Annotated in this window: 26 protein-coding genes; all 26 read left to right on the top strand. The window is 59.3% G+C overall.

The window, feature by feature from the left end; genetic code table 11:
- The first annotated feature begins 284 nt into the window (after positions 1-284).
- The 26 genes from rpoB to rpmD all read left to right on the top strand — a co-directional run bounded on the left by rpoB (position 285) and on the right by rpmD (position 22,331).
- Positions 285-4,091 carry a DNA-directed RNA polymerase subunit beta gene (gene rpoB, locus FVQ81_04315; GenBank protein ID MBW7995798.1) on the top strand — a complete coding sequence of 1,269 codons (3,807 nt, stop codon included), beginning with the start codon at positions 285-287 and terminating at the stop codon, positions 4,089-4,091.
- A gap of 81 nt (positions 4,092-4,172) precedes the next feature.
- A complete protein-coding gene (gene rpoC, locus FVQ81_04310) occupies positions 4,173-8,273 on the top strand; it encodes a DNA-directed RNA polymerase subunit beta' (protein MBW7995797.1) in 4,101 nt (1,366 codons plus the stop codon).
- Between the two features lie 190 nt (positions 8,274-8,463).
- Positions 8,464-8,835, top strand: coding sequence for a 30S ribosomal protein S12 (locus FVQ81_04305; protein MBW7995796.1), 372 nt, complete (start codon positions 8,464-8,466; stop codon positions 8,833-8,835).
- 23 nt (positions 8,836-8,858) lie between these two features.
- Entirely contained in the window at positions 8,859-9,329 is a 471-nt protein-coding gene (rpsG, locus tag FVQ81_04300) for a 30S ribosomal protein S7 (GenBank protein ID MBW7995795.1), read from the top strand.
- A gap of 177 nt (positions 9,330-9,506) precedes the next feature.
- Positions 9,507-11,588: an elongation factor G gene (gene fusA, locus FVQ81_04295; GenBank protein ID MBW7995794.1), complete on the top strand. Its 2,082-nt coding sequence runs from the start codon at positions 9,507-9,509 to the stop codon at positions 11,586-11,588.
- Positions 11,589-11,660: 72 nt separating this feature from the next.
- The gene (gene tuf, locus FVQ81_04290) at positions 11,661-12,854 is read left to right on the top strand and encodes an elongation factor Tu (GenBank protein MBW7995793.1); all 1,194 of its coding nucleotides are present in this window, start codon (positions 11,661-11,663) and stop codon (positions 12,852-12,854) included.
- Between the two features lie 27 nt (positions 12,855-12,881).
- Positions 12,882-13,190 carry a 30S ribosomal protein S10 gene (rpsJ, locus tag FVQ81_04285; protein MBW7995792.1) on the top strand — a complete coding sequence of 103 codons (309 nt, stop codon included), beginning with the start codon at positions 12,882-12,884 and terminating at the stop codon, positions 13,188-13,190.
- An 86-nt stretch (positions 13,191-13,276) separates the two neighbouring features.
- Entirely contained in the window at positions 13,277-13,900 is a 624-nt protein-coding gene (locus tag FVQ81_04280; GenBank protein MBW7995791.1) for a 50S ribosomal protein L3, read from the top strand.
- 55 nt (positions 13,901-13,955) lie between these two features.
- Positions 13,956-14,624, top strand: coding sequence for a 50S ribosomal protein L4 (gene rplD, locus FVQ81_04275; protein ID MBW7995790.1), 669 nt, complete (start codon positions 13,956-13,958; stop codon positions 14,622-14,624).
- Positions 14,581-14,871 (top strand): 50S ribosomal protein L23, encoded by a 291-nt coding sequence (locus FVQ81_04270; protein ID MBW7995789.1) that lies wholly within the window; start codon positions 14,581-14,583, stop codon positions 14,869-14,871. Before rplD ends, FVQ81_04270 begins: the two co-directional genes overlap by 44 nt.
- Before the next feature lie 22 nt (positions 14,872-14,893).
- The gene (gene rplB, locus FVQ81_04265; GenBank protein MBW7995788.1) at positions 14,894-15,727 is read left to right on the top strand and encodes a 50S ribosomal protein L2; all 834 of its coding nucleotides are present in this window, start codon (positions 14,894-14,896) and stop codon (positions 15,725-15,727) included.
- Between the two features lie 23 nt (positions 15,728-15,750).
- A complete protein-coding gene (gene rpsS / locus FVQ81_04260) occupies positions 15,751-16,038 on the top strand; it encodes a 30S ribosomal protein S19 (protein MBW7995787.1) in 288 nt (95 codons plus the stop codon).
- Positions 16,039-16,126: 88 nt separating this feature from the next.
- The gene (locus tag FVQ81_04255) at positions 16,127-16,486 is read left to right on the top strand and encodes a 50S ribosomal protein L22 (protein MBW7995786.1); all 360 of its coding nucleotides are present in this window, start codon (positions 16,127-16,129) and stop codon (positions 16,484-16,486) included.
- A gap of 82 nt (positions 16,487-16,568) precedes the next feature.
- On the top strand, positions 16,569-17,225 hold the full coding sequence (gene rpsC, locus FVQ81_04250; GenBank protein ID MBW7995785.1) for a 30S ribosomal protein S3: 657 nt from the start codon (positions 16,569-16,571) through the stop codon (positions 17,223-17,225).
- A gap of 121 nt (positions 17,226-17,346) precedes the next feature.
- On the top strand, positions 17,347-17,784 hold the full coding sequence (gene rplP, locus FVQ81_04245) for a 50S ribosomal protein L16 (GenBank protein MBW7995784.1): 438 nt from the start codon (positions 17,347-17,349) through the stop codon (positions 17,782-17,784).
- A complete protein-coding gene (locus tag FVQ81_04240) occupies positions 17,771-17,980 on the top strand; it encodes a 50S ribosomal protein L29 (GenBank protein MBW7995783.1) in 210 nt (69 codons plus the stop codon). The genes rplP and FVQ81_04240 overlap by 14 nt, the downstream gene beginning before the upstream one ends.
- 71 nt (positions 17,981-18,051) lie before the next feature.
- Positions 18,052-18,318: a 30S ribosomal protein S17 gene (gene rpsQ / locus FVQ81_04235; GenBank protein MBW7995782.1), complete on the top strand. Its 267-nt coding sequence runs from the start codon at positions 18,052-18,054 to the stop codon at positions 18,316-18,318.
- 36 nt (positions 18,319-18,354) lie between these two features.
- Positions 18,355-18,723 carry a 50S ribosomal protein L14 gene (gene rplN, locus FVQ81_04230; GenBank protein ID MBW7995781.1) on the top strand — a complete coding sequence of 123 codons (369 nt, stop codon included), beginning with the start codon at positions 18,355-18,357 and terminating at the stop codon, positions 18,721-18,723.
- A 37-nt stretch (positions 18,724-18,760) separates the two neighbouring features.
- A complete protein-coding gene (locus FVQ81_04225; GenBank protein ID MBW7995780.1) occupies positions 18,761-19,093 on the top strand; it encodes a 50S ribosomal protein L24 in 333 nt (110 codons plus the stop codon).
- A gap of 61 nt (positions 19,094-19,154) precedes the next feature.
- Positions 19,155-19,733, top strand: a complete 579-nt coding sequence (rplE, locus tag FVQ81_04220; protein ID MBW7995779.1) for a 50S ribosomal protein L5 — start codon at positions 19,155-19,157, stop codon at positions 19,731-19,733.
- Positions 19,734-19,842: 109 nt separating this feature from the next.
- A complete protein-coding gene (locus FVQ81_04215) occupies positions 19,843-20,028 on the top strand; it encodes a type Z 30S ribosomal protein S14 (protein MBW7995778.1) in 186 nt (61 codons plus the stop codon).
- Between the two features lie 98 nt (positions 20,029-20,126).
- Positions 20,127-20,525, top strand: a complete 399-nt coding sequence (rpsH, locus tag FVQ81_04210) for a 30S ribosomal protein S8 (protein MBW7995777.1) — start codon at positions 20,127-20,129, stop codon at positions 20,523-20,525.
- A 73-nt stretch (positions 20,526-20,598) separates the two neighbouring features.
- Positions 20,599-21,147 carry a 50S ribosomal protein L6 gene (locus FVQ81_04205; GenBank protein MBW7995776.1) on the top strand — a complete coding sequence of 183 codons (549 nt, stop codon included), beginning with the start codon at positions 20,599-20,601 and terminating at the stop codon, positions 21,145-21,147.
- A 53-nt stretch (positions 21,148-21,200) separates the two neighbouring features.
- The gene (locus FVQ81_04200) at positions 21,201-21,563 is read left to right on the top strand and encodes a 50S ribosomal protein L18 (protein MBW7995775.1); all 363 of its coding nucleotides are present in this window, start codon (positions 21,201-21,203) and stop codon (positions 21,561-21,563) included.
- 50 nt (positions 21,564-21,613) lie between these two features.
- Positions 21,614-22,144 carry a 30S ribosomal protein S5 gene (locus tag FVQ81_04195; GenBank protein ID MBW7995774.1) on the top strand — a complete coding sequence of 177 codons (531 nt, stop codon included), beginning with the start codon at positions 21,614-21,616 and terminating at the stop codon, positions 22,142-22,144.
- Positions 22,137-22,331, top strand: coding sequence for a 50S ribosomal protein L30 (gene rpmD / locus FVQ81_04190; GenBank protein MBW7995773.1), 195 nt, complete (start codon positions 22,137-22,139; stop codon positions 22,329-22,331). Before FVQ81_04195 ends, rpmD begins: the two co-directional genes overlap by 8 nt.
- Positions 22,332-22,334 lie beyond the last annotated feature (3 nt).

Here is a 22,334-nt window from a genome sequence, read left to right as displayed (position 1 = left end):
ACAGATCCCGCGCGATGAGCGGCGCGCCGCTCACTGCCCGTTACTTTTAACCAGAAGAGTCGGGGACTGATAAGCTTGTTAACCCTCGTGCAAAACACGACCGGCACGGGTTTCCGGAGGATGAGCGATGAGACGGAACCTGTGAGCTTAACTGTCCCTTTTCGCACTGTTAGCACTGCCGAAACGGATCCTCGGCCGGCCCTCCCCGCGGAGTTGTCCCGCTGCTCGATTGATCCGTTTTTGTCGTACTCTGACCAATCCAAAATCAGGAGACTGGTTAATTCATGAAGCCGCGTAACGAACTGAAAACAATCTCGTTCGCCAAGCTGAGGCGGCCTGTTGCGATGCCGCATATGCTGGATATCCAGACCCACTTCTTCGCTAAGCTCCTGCAGAAGGAGACGCCGCCGGAAGAACGCAAGAATTTCGGCTTGCAGCAGGTGTTCAACGAGGTTTTCCCCATAACCGACTACCAGGACAACTTCACCCTGGAGTTTGTCAAATACAGTCTCGGCGAACCCAAGTATACTGTCGAGGAGTGCCAGGAGCGCGACATGACCCACGCGATCCCGCTCAAGGCCACCCTGCGGCTGATTGCCAAGGAGACTGTCGGCAACAAGAAGAAGATCAAGGACATTATCGAAAAAGAAGTCTTCCTCGGCGAACTGCCCCTGCTCACCGAGCTTGGCACGTTCGTCATCAACGGGGCCGAGCGGGTGATTGTCAGCCAGCTGCACCGTTCGCCCGGCGTGATTTTCGAGGAGAATATCCACACCAACGGACAGCGCTTGTTCAGCTCGCGGATAATCCCGTTCCGCGGCTCGTGGGTCGAGTTCAACGTGGATATCCACGACTGCCTCTACGTCCATATCGACAAGAAGAAAAAGTTCCCGGCCACCACCCTGCTGCGCGTCCTCGGCTACCCCGAGGACCATCAGATTATCGAAATGTTCTACAAGAAGGGCAAGGCCGAGTTGAAGAAAATTGCCGGCAAAAGCCGCCGCAAGCGCGAGGCCTCGACCCCCTACCTGCTTGCCAAGGAACTCGTGGACAAGGAGAGCGGCGAGGTTGTGGCCGAACTGGGGCAGGAGCTTACCAGTTCGCTGGCCCGCAGCCTTCAGCAGAAGGGGTTCGACAAGATCGATATCTACGAGCCGGCCACCAAGGGTCTCGAGAACAAGTTGATCAAAAATACCCTGCTCAAGGACAACTGCCATAACGAGGAAGAAGCGCTGACCCGTATTTACCAGGCGCTGCGTAACGGTGACCCGCCGAACATGGAGATCGCCCGCGACTTTATCGACAAGCTGTTCTTCAACCCCAAGCGCTACGACCTCGGCCTGGTGGGCCGTTTCAAGATCAACCAGCGCTTGAACCTGAAAATCAGCGAGGACGTTACCACGCTGACCCAGGAAGACTTTATCGCCGTGATCAGCTACCTGGTGGCCCTCAGCGAGGGCCAGGGCGAGATCGACGATATCGATCACCTGGGCAACCGCCGCATCCGCAGTGTCTGTGAGCTGGTGGCCAACCAGATCAGCCTGGGACTCAACCGGATGGCGCGCCTGATCAAGGAGCGAATGAGCCTGCAGAGCAACGAGGGCCTGAAGATCGACGGCCTGGTCAACAGCCGGACGATCAGTGCCGTGATCAACGCCTTTTTCGGCTCCAGCCAGCTCTCGCAGTTCATGGACCAGACCAACCCCCTGGCCGAACTGACCCATAAGCGCCGCCTCAGCGCCCTGGGCCCCGGCGGTCTTACCCGCGAGCGGGCGGGCTTCGAGGTCCGCGACGTGCATTTCAGCCACTACGGCCGGATGTGCCCGATCGAGACGCCGGAAGGACCGAATATCGGCCTGATCACCAGCCTGACCACCTATGCCCAGATCAATGAGCTCGGGTTTATCGAAACTCCCTACCGCAAGGTGACCAATGGCAAGGTGACCGAGAAGGTCGTCTACATGGACGCGTTCGAGGAGGGCAAGTACGTGATTGCCCAGGCCAACGCGGCCACCGATAAGGACGGCAAGCTCGTCAACGATCTGATCCTCTGCCGTAAGCGCAACGACTACCTTCGCGTGCCGCCCAGGGAAATCAACTTTATCGATGTGGCTCCGGCTCAGTTGGTAAGCGTGGCCGCGGCGCTGATCCCGTTCCTTGAGCACGATGACGCCAACCGCGCGCTGATGGGGTCCAACATGCAGCGCCAGGCGGTGCCCCTGCTCAATCCCGAGGCCCCGGTGGTCAGGACCGGACTCGAGGAGCGCGTGGCCCGCGACAGCGGCACGGTGATCACCGCCCGCCGCGGCGGAGTGGTGGAATATGTCGATGCCGGGCAGATCGTGGTCCTGGTTAACGAGAAAGAGCGGACTGAAACCGGCCTGTTCAACGCCATGCCGGAGCGCGATACCTACAGGATGAGCAAGTTTCAACGCACCAACCAGGACACCGCGATCAACCGTCGCCCCCTGGTCGACCTGGGACAGAAAATCAAGAAGGATGACATTATCGCCGACGGGGCCTCCAGCGACCGCGGCCAGCTCGCCCTGGGCGTCAACATGCTCTGCGCGTTCATGCCCTGGTACGGCTACAACTACGAGGACGCGATTGCGATCAGCGAAAAACTGATCAAGGACGACAAGTTCACCTCGATCCATATCCAGGAACTCGACATCCAGGTGCGCGACACCAAGCGCGGCACCGAGGAAATCACCGCCGAGATCCCCAACGTGGGCGAGGACGCGGTGCGCAATCTCGATGAGCGCGGGATTGTCCGTATCGGCGCCAAAGTCGGCCCCGGCGACATCCTGGTCGGCAAGGTCAGCCCCAAGGGCGAAACCGAGCTCAGCCCCGAGGAGCGTCTGCTGAAAGCCATTTTCGGCGACAAGGCCGGCGACGTCAAGGACACCTCGCTGAAAATCCCGCCCGGAATCGAGGGTGTGGTGATCGACGTCAAGGTGTTCAGCCGCCTGATCGATGATCCGCTGATCACCGACGACCACTCGGCCCAGCTGGAGCAGGAGCGACACCGCGAAAGAGAGAAAATCAAGGCCATCCGCGAGTTCACCTGCGAGCAGCTTGCCAAGTTGCTCAGGAACCGGAAAGTGGTCTGCCTGTTCAACAAAGACACCGAGAAGCAGCAGTTCAAGAAAGGCACAAAACTGACGGCCGCGATGATCAAGGACATCGACTGGAACAAGATCGAAATCGGTACGATCACGGTCGAGAAGAACGAAGTAACCGAGCAGATCAAGAGCCTGGTGTCCGAGACCGAGGCGAGGATCGAAACGGCCAGGAAATATGCCAAGTCCCAGGAAGAAAAGATCAAGGCTCCCGATGAGCTTGCGCCCGGCGTGGTGCAGCTGGTCAAGGTGTACGTGGCCGAGAAGCGCAAAGTGGCTGTCGGCGACAAGATGGCCGGCCGTCACGGCAACAAGGGTATCGTGGCCAAAATCGTCCCCGAGGAGGATATGCCGTTCCTGCCCGACGGGACCCCGGTGGAAATCGTCCTCAACCCCCTGGGTGTGCCCAGCCGGATGAACGTCGGCCAGATTCTGGAAACGCACCTCGGCTATGCGGCCCGCCTGCTCGGCATGGATGTCGAGACGCCGGTGTTCCACGGCGCCAGCGAGGAGGAGATTTTCGAGCTGATGGAGAAGGCCAACCTGCCGGCCAAGGGCAAGATTGAGTTGCGCGACGGGCGCAGCGGCCGGAAATTCGACTCCCCGGTAACGGTCGGCTATATCTACATGCTCAAGCTGAGCCACCTGGTGGAAGACAAAATCCACGCCCGCTCGATCGGCCCCTATTCACTGGTTACCCAGCAGCCGCTGGCCGGCAAGGCCCAGTTCGGCGGACAGCGTTTCGGCGAGATGGAGGTCTGGGCCCTGGAGGCCCACGGGGCGAGCCACACTCTACAGGAGATGCTGACGGTCAAGAGCGACGATGTCGTGGGCCGCAGCAAGGTGTACGAGGCGATTGTCAAGGGCGACAACCTGCCCGAGCCGGGTACACCGGAAAGTTTCAACGTGCTGATTAAGGAGCTGCAGAGCCTGGGCCTGTCGGTGGTGCTGGGCAAGGATGACGACTGAGGACTCCCGGGCCCCTGAGGCCGCAGCTTGTTAACTGGAATAATTTGAGAAACTTTCAATTTTACCCTCAAGAGGGTGCACATGATAGATCTGAGAAACCCGCGCGAGAGCAGACGAAACTCTTTCAAGTACATTCAGATCAGTATTGCCTCTCCCGACCAGATCAAGCAGTGGAGTTACGGCGAGGTTACCAAGCCGGAGACGATCAACTACCGTAGTTTCAAGCCCGAGCGCGACGGCCTGTTCTGCGAAAAGATCTTCGGCCCGGTCAAGGACTGGGAGTGCAACTGCGGCAAATACAAGGGTATCCGCTACCGCGGCGTGATCTGCGACAAGTGCGGCGTGCAGGTGACACTCAGCCGCGTGCGCCGCGAGCGGATGGGCCACATCCAACTGGCCGTGCCGGTCGCCCATATCTGGTTCTTCAAGAGCCTGCCCAGCCGGATGGGCTATCTGCTGGACATGACGCTCCGCGATCTGGAAAAAGTGCTGTACTACGCCAACTACGTGGTTATCGAGCCGGGAAACAGCAAGTTTAAGAAACGCGACCTGATCGGCGAGGACGAGTACCTGGACGCCGAGGAAGCCGGCTACGAGGGCTTCAAGGCCGGAATCGGCGCCAACGCGATCAAGCTCCTGCTGGGCGAGATCGATATCGAGGACGTTTCCAGCGAACTGCGTTCCCTGGTCAAGGTCGAGACCTCGCCGCACCGCAAGAAGGGTCTGCTCAAAAGGCTCAAGGTGGTCGAGGCTTTCCGTCTCTCGGGCAACAACCCGGAGTGGATGATCATGGACGTCGTGCCGGTGATTCCGCCCAACCTTCGACCGCTGGTGCCCCTGGAGGGCGGCCGGTTCGCCACCAGTGATCTGAACGATCTCTACCGCCGGGTGATCAACCGCAACAACCGGCTCAAGAAGCTGGTCGAAATGCGCGCCCCCGAGGTGATCCTGCGCAACGAGAAACGGATGCTGCAGGAATCGGTGGACGCCCTGTTCGACAACGGCCGCCGCACCCGCGTGGTCCGCGGTCGCGGCAAACGCCCGCTCAAGAGCCTGAGCGACATGCTCAAAGGCAAACAGGGCCGTTTCCGTCAGAACCTGCTCGGCAAGCGCGTGGATTATTCCGGCCGTTCGGTGATCGTGGTCGGCCCGGAACTGAAACTCCATCAGTGCGGCCTGCCCAAAATTATGGCCCTGGAGCTGTTCAAGCCCTTTATCATCCGCAAACTGGAAGAAAAAGGCTTCGTCCAGACTGTCAAGAGCGCCAAGAAACTGGTCGAGAAAGAGCAGCCCGAGGTCTGGGATATCCTCGAAGAGATTGTCCGCGACCACCCCGTGCTGCTCAACCGCGCGCCCACGCTTCACAGGCTGGGGATCCAGGCGTTCGAGCCGATCCTGGTCGAGGGCAAGGCGATCCGCGTGCACCCGCTGGTCTGTCCGGCGTTCAACGCCGATTTCGACGGCGACCAGATGGCGGTCCACGTGCCGCTCTCCTACGAAGCCCAGATCGAGTGCCGGGTGCTGATGCTCAGCGCCAACAACCTCCTGCTGCCCTCGAACGGGACTCCGGTGGCCAGTCCCAGCCAGGATATTGTCCTGGGCTGCTACTACCTGACCCGCAACCGCCATATCGAGCCGGAGGGCTACGAGCCGATGAAGTTTATCGACCAGAACGATGCGATCCGCGTGCACGAAAACGGCCGGCTCGAACTTCACGACAAGATCAGCCTTAAGGTCGGAGATCACTGGCTCGATACCACTGTCGGCCGCGTGATTTTCAACCAGATCCTCCCCGAGGAGCTGGGCTTTATAAATAAGGTAATGAAAAAAGACGTCCTGAGCGATCTGGTGTTCAAGTCCTATCGCGAGGCCGGGCACAAGCGCACGGTGCAGCTGCTGGATGACCTCAAGGACCTCGGTTTCTGTTACGCCACCTGGGCCGGTATCACGGTCGGAGTCACCGACATGCTGATTCCCAAGCGCAAGGAAGAGCTGCTGACCTCGGCCCGCAACGACGTTGACCGGATAACGAAGGCCTACAAACAGCGCGCTATCACCGACGGTGAGCGGTACAACAAGGTGATCGACATCTGGACTCACACCACCAGCGATGTGGCCAAGGAGATGTTTATCGCCCTGCGCAAGAGCAACGACGGGTTCAACCCGATCTACATGATGGCCGACTCGGGCGCCCGCGGCAGCCGCGAGCAGATCCGCCAGCTTGCCGGCATGCGGGGGCTGATGGGCAAGCCGCAGAAGAAAATCACGGGCCAGATCGGTGAGATTATCGAATCGCCGATCACCTCCAATTTCCGCGAGGGACTCTCCGTGCTGGAGTACTTCATCTCCACCCACGGCGCCCGCAAAGGGCTGGCTGACACCGCGCTGAAAACCGCCGACGCCGGCTACCTTACCCGCCGCTTGGTGGATGTCTGCCAGGACGTGACCATAACCGAGCAAGACTGCGGAACCATCCTGGGACTGGATATCAGCGCCCTGAAGGAAGGCGAGGAAATTATCGAGCCGCTGCGCGACAGGATTGTCGGCCGTGTGGCGCTCGAGGACGTGATCGACCCGATCAACAAGGATGCCAACGGCAACACGATCGTAATTGTCAAGGCCGGCAACCAGATCGCCGAGGAGGAAGCCGCGACTATCGACGGGAGCGGAATCGAAAACGTCAGGATCCGCTCGGTGCTGACCTGTGAGAGCGAGCGCGGCTTGTGCCAGAAATGCTACGGCCGCGACCTGGCCACCATGCGGCCGGTGGAAATCGGCGAGGCTGTCGGGATTATCGCCGCTCAGAGTATCGGCGAGCCCGGCACCCAGCTCACCCTGCGTACGTTCCATTACGGCGGTACCGCCAGCAGGATCGCGGCCCAGAGCCACAAGAGTTCGCCGGTAGACGGGTCGGTGGAATACGACGAAATCAGTACCGTGAAAAATGCCGATGGCGAACTGGTGGTGGTCAGCCGCGATGGCGAGATTGTGATCAAGGACGGTGAGGACCGTGTCCGCGGCCGCACCAACGTCCCCTACGGTTCGGTGGTGCATGTCAAGAACAAGCAGAAAGTGGAGAAGGAGCAGTTGCTCTTCGAGTGGGACCCGCACTCGAATCCGATCCTGACCGACGTGAAGGGCAAGGTCCGTTTCGCCGATATAGTCGAGGATATCACCCTGCGCGAGGAGCTGGATGAAATCACCGGCCGCCGTCAGCGCGTGATTATCGACGACCGCGAGAAAGCATATCACCCCCATATCGAGATTGTCGATAAGAAGGGCAAGAAAATCCGGGATTACATTATCCCCACCGGCGCCAACCTGCTGATCAACGACAAGGACGAGCTGGCTGCCGGTACGATCCTGGCCAAGCTCGGCCGCGACATCTACAAGACCCGTGATATCACCGGCGGCCTGCCGCGAGTGGCCGAGCTGTTCGAGGCGCGCAAGCCCAAGGACCCGGCGGTTATCACCGAAATCGACGGGCGCGTGACATTCGGCAAGATTGTGCGCGGCAACCGCCAGATCATCGTCACCCCCGAGGTTGGCGAACTCCGTGAGTACCTTATCCCCTACGGTAAGCACCTCCGGGTGCACGAGGGCGACTGGGTGCGCAGCGGCGACCGTCTGAGCGAGGGCCCGATCAACCCGCACGACATCCTCAAGATCAAGGGGCCGCGCGCGGTGCAGGAGTACCTGCTCAACGAGATCCAGGAGGTCTACCGCCTGCAGGGCGTAAAGATCAACGACAAGCATATCGGCGTCATCGTGCGCCAGATGCTGAACAAGGTCAGTATCGTCAATCCCGGTGACACCAACTTCCTCGAGGGCGAGAATGTGGACAAGCACCACTTCCGCCGCGAGAACGAGCGGATAATCACCGAGGGCGGCGAGCCGGCCACCAGCATGCCTCTGCTGCTGGGAATCACCAAGGCCAGCCTGACCACCAGCAGTTTCATCTCGGCGGCCTCCTTCCAGGAGACCACCCGTGTGCTGACCGAGGCCGCGATCAACGGGCTTCGCGACGACCTGCAGGGCTTGAAAGAGAATATCATTATCGGCCATCCGATCCCCGCCGGGACCGGACTTCTGCGCTACAAGGACGTGATTTTCCCCAAGAGCGCCGAGGAGGAGGCCGAAGCCGACAGGGAAACCGTGATCGAGCAGGAAATTCAGCTCTGACCGGTTGCGTTGCAGCGGCGTAATAAAGCGTTATTTTCGCGCGCCGGTGACCTGAATTTGAGGCCCCCGGCAGGACGCACCCCCGGCGGTGGAAAGCGGCTTCCGATAAGGGTTAAAATGAGTTGTTTAAGGTTGACAAATGAGAATTAACTGACTATTTTTAAAGACTCTTTACTTTTACGGAGGTTTTTTGCCGAGTATCAATCAGTTGGTCCGCAAGGGCAGGAAAAAAATCAAGAGCAAGACCAATGCACCGGCGCTTGCCGGCTGCCCGCAGCGCAGGGGGGTTTGCACCAGGGTCTACACCACTACGCCCAAGAAGCCGAACTCGGCTCTGCGCAAGGTGGCCCGCGTGCGCTTGACCAACGGCTTCGAGGTGACTTCCTATATCCCCGGCGAGGGGCATAACCTGCAGGAGCACTCGATCGTTTTGATCCGGGGCGGGCGAGTCAAGGATTTGCCCGGTGTGCGTTACCATATCATCCGCGGCACGCTGGACGCCAGCGGTGTCGATGATCGTAGAAAGGGCCGGAGCAAGTACGGCACCAAAAAACCAAAATAATGATTAGCGAGCGGACTAGCTAGATGTCGAGAAGAAAAGTAGCGGAAAAAAGAGAGATTCAGCCGGACCCCAGGTTCCAGAGCACGCTTGTCACCAAGTTTATCAACTGCATGATGCTTGACGGCAAGAGAAGCACGGCAGAGAACATTTTCTACCGCAGCCTGGCGCTGGTGGAGGAAAAAACCGGACAGCCGGGACTGAACGTGTTCAAGCAGGCGGTCAATAACACCAAGCCTGCCCTGGAGGTCAAAAGTCGTCGCGTGGGTGGCGCCACCTACCAGGTGCCGGTCGAGGTCAGGCCGGACAGACGCACGGCGCTGGCGCTCCGCTGGCTGATCGGCTTCGCCAGAGCCCGCAGCGAAAAGACAATGTATGAAAGGCTGGCCGCGGAATTGACAGCGGCTTATCGCAACGAAGGAAGTACAGTCAAGAAAAAGGAAGATACCCACCGGATGGCCGAGGCCAACCGGGCGTTCGCCCATTACCGGTGGTAATTCCCGCTCTCGTACACTCGGAGCCTGCCTGGCGGGCATGGGTCTCAGCGTGACGAAGCGGGTCTTCTTACTGACGTCTTTTTTCGCCGCCCTTTTGAGTATTCGTGGGGCGGCGTTTTATGCCAATTGTCGCAGTTAGGGCGAAGTTGGATAGTTGAAAGGACGAAGTTAAGGAAAATGTCCAGAAGAATACCGCTTGACAGGATCAGGAATATCGGCATCTTGGCGCATATCGATGCCGGTAAGACTACCATAACCGAGCGCATCCTGTTCTATACCGGCAGGCTGCACCGCATGGGCGAGGTCCATGAGGGTGCGGCCACCATGGACTGGATGGAGCAGGAGAAAGAGCGCGGGATTACTATCACCAGCGCAGCCACTACCTGCTTCTGGGACGATCACCGGATCAATATTATCGATACCCCCGGCCATGTCGATTTCACGGTCGAGGTGGAGCGCAGCCTGCGGGTGCTCGATGGCGCGGTGGTGGTGTTCTGCGCTGTCGGCGGCGTGGAGCCGCAAAGCGAGGCGGTCTGGCGTCAGGCCGACCGTTACCAGGTGCCCCGGATCGCGTTTGTCAATAAAATGGACCGCGCGGGCGCCGATTTTTTTCATGCCGTGGAAATGATGAAGGAGCGTCTCGGCGCCAGGCCGCTGATACTGCAGATCCCGTTCGGCACCGAGGAGTTGTTCACCGGCCTGGTCGACCTGGTCCGCATGAAAGGCATTGTCTGGCAGGATAGCAGCCTGGGCGCGGTTTACGAGGAAGTCGAAATCCCTAAAGACCTGCTGGAGACCTCCAAAAAGTACCGTTACGACCTGCTTGAAGCGCTCTCCGATTTCGATGACGATCTGATGCACAAATATCTCGAGGACGAACGTGTCGATGCCGAAGACGAAGAGTTGCTCAAGCGGGCGATCCGCAAGGCTACCTGCGCTGTCGATGTAATCCCCGTCCTCTGCGGCAGCGCGTTCAAGAACAAGGGCGTGCAGAAGCTGCTCGACTCTATCACCGATTACCTGCCCTCGCCGATTGACGTGCCGCCGGTGGTGGGACACCTTCCCCAGCAGGAAGAGGAACTGGTGGAGCGCAAGCCGGCCGACGACGAGCCGTTCGCCGGGCTGGCCTTCAAGATCATGACCGACCCCTATGTGGGCAGGCTGACTTTCGTGCGCGCTTACAGCGGCGTGCTCAAAGCCGGAACGCATATCAGTAACAGTACGCAGGGCCGCAAGGAGCGGATCAGCCGTATCCTGCAGATGCACGCCAACAAACGCGAAGAGCGCAACCACCTCTATTGCGGTGATATCGCCGCCGTGGTGGGACTCAAACAGGCGCGCACCGGCGATACGCTCTGCGAGCAGGGCCACCCGATTATCCTGGAGCGGATGGTGTTCCCCGAGCCCGTGATCTCGGTGGCTATCGAGCCCAAGACCAAGGCCGATCAGGACAAGCTGGACGCGGCACTGGAGAAGCTCTCCGAGGAAGACCCGACTTTCCAGGTGCGGATCGACGAGGACACGGGCCAGACCCTGATTTCCGGCATGGGCGAGTTGCATCTCGAAATCCTGGTCGACCGCATGCTGCGCGAGTTTAAAGTGGAGGCCAACGTGGGCGAGCCCCAGGTGGCCTACCGCGAGGCCCTGGCCAGGCCGGTGAAGATCGTAGTCAAGTTTGTCCGCCAGACCGGCGGTCGCGGCCAGTTCGCCCATGTAAAAATGGAGTTCGAGCCCCTGGAGCGCGGCAAGGGTTTCCATTTCGAGAACAAGGTTGTCGGCGGCTCGGTTCCCCGCGAGTATATTGCGTCGGTGGAGCAGGGAGTGCGCGAGGCGTTGGTCAGCGGCGGCGATGCGGGTTACCCGCTGGTCGACATCCAGGCCAGGCTGATCGACGGTTCCCACCACGAGGTCGACTCCAGCGAGATGACGTTCAAGATCGCCGGCTCCATGGCGGTCAAGGACGCTGTCCGCAAGGCCGGAGTGAGACTGCTCGAGCCGGTGTTCGATGTCGAGATCACCGTCCCGTCCGAGTATCTGGGCGACGTGATGGGCGATCTCGCCAGCCGCGCGGCCAAGGTCCGCGGCATGAGCCAGAAAAAAGAGGCTCAGGTTGTCAACGCCACGGTCCCGCTGAGAAACATGTTTGGTTATGCCACCAGTCTGCGCTCGCTTACTCAGGGCCGGGCGGTGTTTTCCATGCAGTTTTCCAACTACGAGGAAGTCAGCAGGGAAAAGGCCGAGGCGATTCTGGTCGGCTGACCGAGCCGTAAGACTGCCGGATAGAGCGACGAAAGAAACTGTAGGAATAAAAAAACGCAAGGAGATGCCAAAATGGCAAAGAAGAAGTTTGAGCGGACGAAGCCGCATGTAAACGTGGGCACGATCGGCCACGTAGACCACGGCAAGACGACGTTGACCGCGGCGATCACGGAGGTACTTTCGAAGCGGGGTCTGGCCGACTATGTCCCGTTTGACGCGATCGACAAGGCACCGGAGGAGCGGGAGCGGGGGATCACGATCGCCACGGCACACGTGGAGTACGAGACGGAGAACCGGCATTACGCACACGTTGACTGTCCGGGACACGCCGACTACGTGAAGAACATGATCACGGGCGCGGCCCAGATGGACGGGGCGATTTTGGTGGTGAGCGCGGCCGATGGTCCGATGCCCCAGACGCGGGAGCACGTATTGCTGGCCCGCCAGGTTAACGTGCCGTATATCGTGGTGTTTTTGAACAAGGTTGACCAGGTGGACGATCCGGAGCTGTTGGAGTTGGTGGAGCTTGAGGTACGGGAGCTTTTGAGCAGCTACGAGTTTCCGGGCGATGATATTCCGGTGATCAAGGGCAGTGCATTGAAGGCGCTGGAGAGCGGCGAGCCTGGCGCGGAAGATACGAAGTGTATCGACGAGCTGATGGATGCGATCGACAACTACATCCCGGAGCCGGTACGTGAGACGGACAAGCCGTTTTTGCTGCCGGTGGAGGACGTGTTTTCGATCACGGGCCGTGGCACGGTAGGCACCGGACGAATCGAGCGGGGGAAGATCAAGGTCGGCGAGGAAGTGGAGATACTGGGGATGGGCCACAGCCGCAAGAGCGTGGTGACGGGTGTGGAGATGTTCCGCAAGCTGCTTGATGACGGACAGGCGGGAGATAATGTGGGATTGCTTCTTCGCGGAGTAGACAAGCGAGAGCTGGAGCGGGGCCAGGTGATCGCCAAGCCGGGCTCGATCACGCCGCACACGAAGTTCAAGGGAACGGTGTACGTGCTGAAGAAGGAAGAGGGCGGCCGCCACACGCCGTTTTTCGAGGGTTACCGTCCGCAGTTTTACTTTCGCACGACCGATGTGACTGGCTCGGCGAGTTTGCCCTCGGGCGTGGAGATGGTGATGCCGGGCGACAGCGTGGAGCTGACCGTGGAGTTAATCACCTCGATAGCGATGGAGAAGGAGCTGCGCTTTGCTATCCGCGAGGGCGGCCGCACGGTGGGCGCCGGTGTCGTTACCGAGATTATCGAGTAGTTACTTTTTGCAGATAAAGAGGAACAAGTGCAGGGACAGAAGATTCGCATCCGGCTTAAATCGTTTGACCACGCGTTGATTGACCGCTCGACCGAGGATATTTTCAGGACCGCGGTCGAGTCCGGCGCCGAGGTGGTGGGCCCGATCCCGCTGCCCACGCGCCGCAGCGTGTTTACGGTCAACCGTTCGCCGAACATTGACAAAAAAAGCCGCGAGCAGTTCGAGATCCGCACGCACAAACGCCTGATCGAGATCTACAACAGTAAGCCGCAGACTATCGATGCGCTTACCAAGCTCGATCTGCCGGCCGGGGTCGATATCGAGATCAAGACCTGATACCGCCCCGGACGTTGCCTGTCGTGCCGTGACGAATTGCGCTTGACCGGCTGAGTCGGTTTAACAAGGGCCTTAATGAGGTAGTAATGCTTGGACTGATCGGTAAAAAGGTCGGAATGACCAGGATTTTCGATGACGACGGTATGATGGTCCCGGTGACTGTGATCCAGGCCGGTCCGTGCCGTGTCACCCAGATCAAGACCGCTGAGAAGGACGGCTACAACGCGGTGCAGGTGGGATTCGGCGAGCGCAAGCCCAAGAATATCACCAAACCGGAGCAGGGCCATCTGGCGAAAGCCGCCGCGGACTACTATCCCGAATCCCTGGGCGAGTTCCGGATCGAGGACGCGGCCTCTTGCGAGCTCGGCCAGGAATTGAATGTCGGGATGTTCGAGGCCGGCGAGGGCGTGGATGTCAGCGGCGTGACCAAGGGACGCGGTTTCCAGGGCGTTATCAAGCGCTACGGCTTCAGCGGCGGCGATGCCACTCACGGCAACACCGCCCATCGCGTACCCGGCTCGATCGGAGCATCTGCTGATCCCGCGCGGGTCTGGAAGAACAAGAAGATGCCCGGCCAGTACGGCAACGCGAACCAGAAAGTCCGTAACCTGGTAGTGGCCAAGGTCGACACCGAGGGCAACCGCCTGTTTGTCAGGGGTGCGGTGCCGGGTCCGGCCAGCGGCCTGGTGACTGTTTTCAAGAAGAAATAAGATTGCTTGCTTAAATCGGGACCGTTCGAGACGGTTCAAGTTTCTGAGGATACTGATGAAACGAGTAGCGGTGTTGAAGGAAAACGGAGAAAAGGCCGGCCGGATCGGTCTGCCGGACAGCTATTTCGGTACCGATCCGAGCGAGGCCGCTGTCTACTATTCGGTCAACGCCACCCTGACCAACAAGCGCCAGGGCGACGCCAATACGAAAACGCGCAGCGAGGTCAATTACTCCACTAGCAAGCCCTGGCGGCAGAAGGGTACCGGCCGGGCGCGCGCGGGAACGCGCCGCAGTCCGATCTGGCGCGGGGGCGGCACCACTTTCGGGCCGCTGGCCAAAGACTACGATGTCCGGGTGCCGCGCAAGGTGCGCCGCAAGGCCCTGGCCAGCGCGCTGAGCGCCAAGGCCGCCGAGGACGGGGCGGTTGTGGTGGTCGAGGACCTGACTTTCGACGAGCCGAAAACTTCCCGCGCGGCCGCCCTGCTTGACTGCATCGGCGCCGGCGAGGGCAAGGTGCTGGTGATGGTGGACGGCGGCAGGCAGATGGCCTGGAAATCGATGCGCAATATCGCCCGGGTGGCGATGAAGAACTTCACCGATTGCAACGCTTACGATGTGTTGCTGGCCGACAAGCTGGTAATCGAAAAAAGCGTAATCAAAAAACTGAAGCGAGTTGGCAATGAAGGATCAGCATCAGATCATAAAACGGCCGCTGCTGACTGAAAAAAGTGACCTGCTGCGCGAGACCGAGAACCAGTACTGTTTCGAGGTCGATGTGGCCGCTTCCAAGCACGACGTCAAGGCGGCTGTCGAGGAACTGTTCGGCGTGAGGGTTACCAAGGTCAGGCTGCAGAACCGCCTGGGCAAGCTCAAGAAGCAGGGACGCAGTCAGGGCCGCAGGTCATCGTGGAAAAAAGCGTTCGTCTCGCTTGCCGCCGACGACCATATCGAATTGTTTGAAGGTGTTTAATCCATAGCCGGGTAACGAGCAAATGGCTCTGAAGAAACTGAAACCGATAACGAGTGCCAGCAGGTTCCGTTCGATTAACGCCTACGACCTGCTGACCACCGACAAGCCGGAGAAGTCGCTGCTGGCCCCGATGAAAAAGACGGGCGGACGCAACAACGACGGGCACATCACTGTCCGCTTTCGTGGCGGCGGCGCCAAGCGCCGTTACCGCGTGATCGATTTCAAGCGGAACAAGCACGGCGTCAAGGGCCGGGTGGCGTCGATCGAATACGATCCCAACCGCACCCCGTTCATCTGCCTGGTCAAGTACGCAGATGGAGAGAAACGCTATATCCTACATTGCAAGGGATTGCGGGTGGGCGACATTATCGAGGCCGGGCCGGGCAGCGATATCAATAACGGCAACGCCCTGCCGCTCAGCGAGATTCCCATGGGCACGATAGTGCACAACGTGGAGCTCAAGCCCGGCAAGGGCGGGCAGGTTGCCCGCAGTGCCGGAGCAGGAATCCAGGTCGTGGCCAAGGAGGGCCGCTATGTCCACTGCAAGATGCCATCGGGCGAGGTCAGGCTGGTTCCCCGCGAGTGCATGGGCACGATCGGCGAAATCGGCAACCAGGAGCACATGGGTATCAACTATGGCAAGGCCGGCGCCAGGCGCTGGCTGGGTCGCAGGCCCCATGTCCGCGGCGTGGCGATGAACCCTGTGGACCACCCGATGGGCGGCGGCGAGGGCCGCACCAGCGGCGGACGCCACCCCTGCACGCCCTGGGGCAAGGCGACCAAGGGTAACAACACCCGCCGTCGCAACAAGGCCAGCAACAGGTTGATTGTCAGGCGCAGGACGAAGAGAAAGTAAAACTTAACCGGTAATTGGCATTTATGACGAGATCGCTGAAAAAAGGACCCTATATCGAGCCTTCGCTGCAGCGGAAGGTCGATCGGATGAACGAGGCCGGGGAAAAGAAGGTTATCAAAACCTGGTCGCGCCGTTCCACTATCAGCCCGGAGTTTGTCGGCCACACGCTGGCCGTGCACAACGGCAACAAGTTCATCCCGGTCTATGTGACCGAGAACATGGTGGGGCACAAGCTGGGCGAGTTTTCGCCCACCCGGTTCTTCCGCGGCCACGGCGGTAAGCTCGCAGAGCGCACGGCCAAGAAGAGGTAGCATTGCCGTCAGCGGGCGGCTGTCCCTGCGGGGACTGTATCCGATGATGGGTGTTGAGAGCTTAACCAACAAGACAGAGAACGGCAAAATGATTGCGACAGCTAAAGCAAGGTTCGTGCGTATCAGTTCGCGCAAGGTAAAACTGGTGATCGACCTTATCCGGGGCAAGGACCTGGAGGAAGCGTTCAATATCCTGCGTTTCACCAGGAAAGCCGCCGCCGAGCCGGTTCGCAAGCTGGTCCAGTCGGCCTACAGCAACGCGGTCAATCAACTGGGCAGTTTCGATCTGGATACGAACGAGATTACAGTGCACAGTATCAGGGTCGACCAGGGACCGACCTACAAGCGTTGGCGTCCCCGGGCGATGGGCCGGGCTACCCCGATCCTCAAACGCTCGAGCCACATTAGCGTTGAACTCGATATTCCGGAACCTGAAGCAGGGCAGTAATCACATGGGTCCCGCGCCCTGAGGGCCGGAAGCGGCGAAGGGTTTTCCGCGGGACTCTATACAGTTGCAAGGAGAGTCAGCAGTGGGTCAGAAGACACACCCGATCGGTTTCAGGCTTGGCGTGGTCAAGCAGTGGCGCTCAGTATGGTACACCGACAAGAATTTCGGCCCCATGCTCAAGGAAGACGAGCTGATCCGTAAGTACATCCACAGCAGGATGAGCCACGCGGCGATCAGCCTGGTGGTGATCGAACGGACGCCGCAGAAAATGACCGTGATCATCCACACCGCCAGGCCCGGGGTGGTCATCGGCCGCAAGGGGCAGGAAGTGGACAAGCTGCGTGACGAGCTGGCTCATCTGTCCAAGGACGAAATCTTCATCAAAATCGAGGAGATCAAGACTCCTGAACTGGACGGCCAGCTTGTTGCCGACGGGATCGCGTTCCAGCTCGAACAGCGGGTGAGTTTCCGCCGGGCCATGAAGAAAGCGGTCACCAGCGCGATGCGCATGGGCGCCCAGGGTGTGAAGATTATCGCCGGCGGTCGCTTGGGCGGTGCGGAAATCGCCCGCAGCGAGGGCTACCACGAAGGTCGCGTTCCGCTGCACACGATCCGCGCCGATATCGACTACGCCACCTCGACGGCTAATACAACTTTCGGCACTATCGGTGTCAAAGTGTGGATCTGCAAGGGCGAGGTAATCCGTTCCAAGCAGAAACGGGCCGGCAAGATCGAGTAGAACGCCACTCCCATCTGAGGGGCGGGATTGAGCGAACGGGAAGAGTCTGTAACTAGAGAACGGTAACCCGCACCAGGCGCCGCGATAGCGACTGGAGGGGCGGGCAAGGGAGTGAACTGAAATGCTTTCTCCGAAAAGAGTCAAACACCGCAAGCAGCAGCGCGGCAGGATGAGGGGTCTGGCCTATCGCGGCAGCACGGTCTCCTTCGGTGAGTTCGGCCTGCAGTCTCTTGAGCCGGCCTGGATCACCAACCGGCAGATCGAGTCCGCCCGGGTGGCTCTCACCCGCCATATCCGCCGCGGCGGTAAGGTGTGGATCCGCATTTTTCCGGATAAGCCGATTACCAAAAAGCCGGCCGAGACCCGGATGGGCAAGGGTAAGGGCGCTCCCGAGGGCTGGGTTGCCGTGGTCAAAAGCGGCAGAATCATGTTCGAGATTGGTGGCGTGAGCCACGAACTGGCGATGGAGGCCCTCCGGCTGGCCGCCCACAAGCTGCCGGTCAAGTGCAAGGTGGTAACCAGGCATACGCTAAGCGAGGGTAAAGATGAAAGCTCTTGAAATCAGGAGCATGACCGAAGACGAGATCAGGGGCAAGCTGGGAGAGTTGAAAGAAGAGTACTTCCGGCTCTCCTTCCGCAACGCGGTGCACAATATCGAGAACCCGTTGCAGTTACGTTACCTGAGACGGGATATCGCCCGTTGCCGGACAGTTTTGAGAGAAATGGAAGGGCAGTCCCAGGCCGTGGCGCAGTAGACGCGCCGCGCGAAGGCTGGCTTTCATGAGACAGCGCAACCAGCAGGAATGACCTGTGAATCGGAGTCAAGATGGAACGCAATGACCGTAAAACCCGTATCGGGGTAGTGGTGAGCGACAAAATGGACAAAACCATCGTGGTCAAGGTCGAGCGCCAGTTCAAGCACCCGTTCTACGGCAAAGCGGTGCGCCGCATCAAGAATTTCAAGGCGCACGACGAAAATAACGAGTACAAGGTCGGCAGCATGGTGAAAATCATCGAAACCAGGCCGCTGAGCAAGCAGAAACGCTGGCGCGTGGTGGAGCTCCTTTCCGTCGGCGAGGAGCAGCGGACCTGATCTGCGCCAACTTCTAAGCATACGGACGGTTGAAAAATGATTCAGCAAGAGTCAATCCTTAAAATCGCGGATAATTCCGGCGCCAAAAAGGCCCTCTGTATCAGGGTTCTCGGTGGTTCGGGCCGCCGCTACGCCCGTGTCGGCGATATTATCGTTGTAACTGTCAAGGACGCCATGCCCAACAGCAACATGCGCAAGGGCGAGGTGGCGCGGGCCGTGGTGGTTCGCTGTAAGAAGGAAACGAGGCGCAAGGACGGGTCCTATATCCGGTTCGATGAGAACGCGGCGGTGATTATCGACGAGCGCAAGGAGCCGCGCGCCACCCGTATCTTCGGACCCGTTGCCCGCGAGCTGAGAGAAAAACTGTTCATGAAAATTATCTCGCTCGCCCCGGAAGTGCTCTGATAAACGAAACCCGGTAACATGACAGGGTGATTTGGACATGCGAATAGTCAAAGGCGATAAAGTTGTGGTGGTCAGCGGCAACTATAAGGGCCAGACCGGCGAAGTGCTCATGGTCCTGCCCAAGGCCGGCCGCGTGATTGTCAAGGGTCTGAATATGGTCAAGCGCCACACCAAGCCGACCCAGAAAACCCCCCAGGGCGGGATCGTGGAAAAGGAAGCGCCCATGAACCTGTGTAAAGTAATGCTCTGGGACGACAAGGCAGGCAAGGGTACGCGGGTGAGCAGCCGGAAGCTGGACGACGAGAGGGGATCGAAAGTCCGGATCAGCGTTGTCAGTGGCGAGGTGATCGAAACCAAGGCCGCCAAGTAGGCGCTGAAATCGATTGTGATCCTAAGCGGCAGAATCACTCAAGTAGACAGGTAGCATAGCAATGTCAAGGCTTAAAGAACATTACGAAAAAGCCGTGGTTCCCAGGCTCAAGGAGGATTTTGAAATCTCCAATGCCAACCAGATCCCCCGCCTGGTGAAGATCGTGCTTAACGTCGGCATGGGCGATGCGATCCAGAACCCGAAATCTCTGGAGGCTGCCCAGGAAGAACTGCGCCAGATTACCGGCCAGCACGCGGTCATTACCACCGCCAAGAAGTCGATCTCCAATTTCAAGCTCCGCGAGGGTATGAAAATCGGCTGCCGGGTCACCCTGCGCCGCAACAGGATGTGGGAGTTCCTGGATCGTCTGATCTCGATCGCGATCCCGCGTATCCGGGATTTCCGCGGTCTGCCGACCAGGAGTTTCGACGGGCGCGGGAACTACACGCTGGGTGTCAGGGAGCAGGTGACTTTCACCGAGATAGACTACGACAAGATCGAGGGGATCCACGGTATCGACATTACTTTAGTCACCTCCTCCGAGCGTGACGACCAGGCTTTCGCCCTGCTGCGCGAACTCGGCATGCCGTTCCGCACCACAACGTTGCAGAAGGGCGCCAAGGCCGAAGAGGTGGCCTGAGCAGGCAATGTATTTGTGATGTATTTGTTGAATGATCGGGAGACCCTGTATCGCCTCCGAATGAGCGCTGCAGGGACCGCTTCAAGAGTATTCACGAAAGGACGGTAAAGTGGCTAAGAAGGCCCTTATCGCCAAGGCGAAAAGAAAACAGAAGTTCAAGGTTCGCCAGTACAATCGCTGTCAGCGCTGCGGACGGCCGCGCGGCTACTACCGCAAGTTCGGCGTCTGCCGGATCTGTCTGCGCGAGCTGGCCCTGGACGGGATGATTCCCGGCATGCGCAAGGCAAGCTGGTAGAGAGAGTTCGGGCGGCAAATCCGCGCGCACCGGATGGCGCGTACGTTGACGCAGGGACATTCACACTGTAAAACCATTAGTTTGGAGAGTACGGCGCAATGACGATGACCGATCCAATCGCCGACATGCTGACCAGGATCCGTAACGGATACCAGGCCAAGAAGATCCGTGTCGATGTGCCGGTCAGCAAGCTGGTCAGGGAAATGGCTCGCATCCTGTTGGAGGAAAAGCTGATCGCCAACTTCAGGGAAATCACGGACCCGCCGCAGAATATCCTGAGGATTTACCTGCGCTACGGCATGGATGAAACCCCGGCAGTAATCGGCCTGTGTAAGATCAGCAAGCCCGGCCGCAGGGTTTACATCAGGGCGGACCAGATCCGCCGCGTGCGCAACGGCCTGGGTGTGGCGATTATCTCCACCAGCAAGGGTCTGATGACCGACCGGCTGGCGCGGGCCAGGCATGTCGGTGGCGAAGTGATTGCCCACGTCTGGTAATCACTGAGCCTGAAGCACTAGAAGAACCGGGCAATCCTAAAGTAACGACACTGAGATTCAGGAGAGGACCCAAGTGTCCCGAATCGGAAAAATGCCGATCCCCGTTCCCGACGGCGTCAAGGTCAGCCGGGAGGGCGACAAAATCGTGGTCGAGGGACCACGGGGTAAGAACTTCGAAACCGTTCACCCCAACATGATTGTCGAGATCGCTGAAAAAGAGATCCTGGTCAAGCGGCCCGACGACAATAAGTTCAACCGTAGCCTGCACGGACTGACCCGTTCGCTGATCAATAACGCGATTGTCGGGGTCACCGAGGGATTCACCAGGAAACTGCTGATCGAGGGTGTGGGCTACCGGGCCCAGATGTCCGGCAAGTCCCTGACCCTCGAACTGGGATTTTCGCATAAGATCGACGTTCCGCCACCGGAAAATGTCACCTTCGAGACTCCCTCGCTGACCGAGATCGTGGTCACGGGAATCGACAAGCAGGTGGTGGGCGAGATCGCGGCCAAGATCCGCTCCTTCCGTCCGCCGGAACCTTACAAGGGCAAGGGCGTGCGTTACGAGGGCGAGCGGATTATCCGCAAGGCCGGTAAGGCCGGCGCGACTATCGGCGTGTAAACTGGTATTCGGAAGAATTGATCTTCCGCAAAATGTTGCAGAAACAGGAACTGATGATGAAAGCTTTCGACCGCAGGAGTGCAAGAGCCAGGAGACATGCCCGGATCCGCAAGCACATTTCCGGCACGCCGGAACGTCCGCGGCTGGTGGTCTCCCGGACCCTGGGAAATATCCAGGGCCAGATAATCGACGATACCCGGGGCACGACCCTGCTGGGCCTCTCCTCGCTGTGCAAGGAAATTGATTCCAAAGACAAGAAAAAAATCGAGGTAAGCAAGGAAGTCGGTAAGATGCTGGCCGAGAAAGCCCGCAAGAAAGGGATCGAGAAGATCGTTTTCGACCGCAACGGCTATATCTTCCACGGGCGGGTCAAGGCGTTTGCCGATGGAGCCCGCGAAGGCGGCCTCCAATTCTGACACCGGCGATCTAACCCCGTGCACCGCAAGGAGTATTTAAAGTGGCAGACATGAAGCGTGACAGAGAAAAAAGCGACCTGATCGAAAACGTGATTTCAATCAACCGCTGCGCCAAAGTGGTCAAGGGTGGACGCCGGTTCTCCTTCAGCGCCCTCGTGGCCGTGGGCGACGGCAAGGGCAGTGTCGGCCTGGGCAAGGGCAAGGCCAACGAGGTCGCCGACGCGATCCGCAAGGGCATGGAGACGGCCAAGAAGAATATCGTCAAGGTTTCGGTGATCCGCGGGACTATCCCGCACGAGATTGTGGGACGTTTCGGGGCGGGCCGCGTGATGCTGCGTCCGGCGGCTCCGGGCGCCGGTGTTATCGCCGGCAGCAGCGTGCGCGCCGTGCTCGAATGCGCCGGGATCCATAACATCCTCTCCAAGTCCCTGGGCAGTAACAATCCGCACAACATGGCCAAGGCTACCATGGAGGGTCTGAAAGGGCTGATGACCCTGCAGAAAGTGGCCAGGATCAGGGGAGTGACACCCGAGGAAGTGGCCGGCGGAGACAAGGTAGTTGTGGAGGCCACCAGTGAGTAGTAAGACGAAAAAGCTGAAAATTACCCAGATCAAGAGCGGGATCGGCTCGAACAAAAAGCAGAAAGCCACTTTGGAGGCACTCAAGCTGACCCACCACCAGAAAACCGTCATCCACGACGACACTCCTTCGGTGCGCGGGATGATCTTCAGGGTCAGCCACCTGGTCCGGGTTGAGGAAAACACCTGACCG

The sequence above is a fragment of the Candidatus Glassbacteria bacterium genome, from assembly GCA_019456185.1.
In the GTDB taxonomy this organism is placed as follows: Bacteria; Gemmatimonadota; Glassbacteria; order GWA2-58-10; family GWA2-58-10; genus JAJRTS01.
This window is presented reverse-complemented; position numbering and strand designations above follow the sequence as displayed.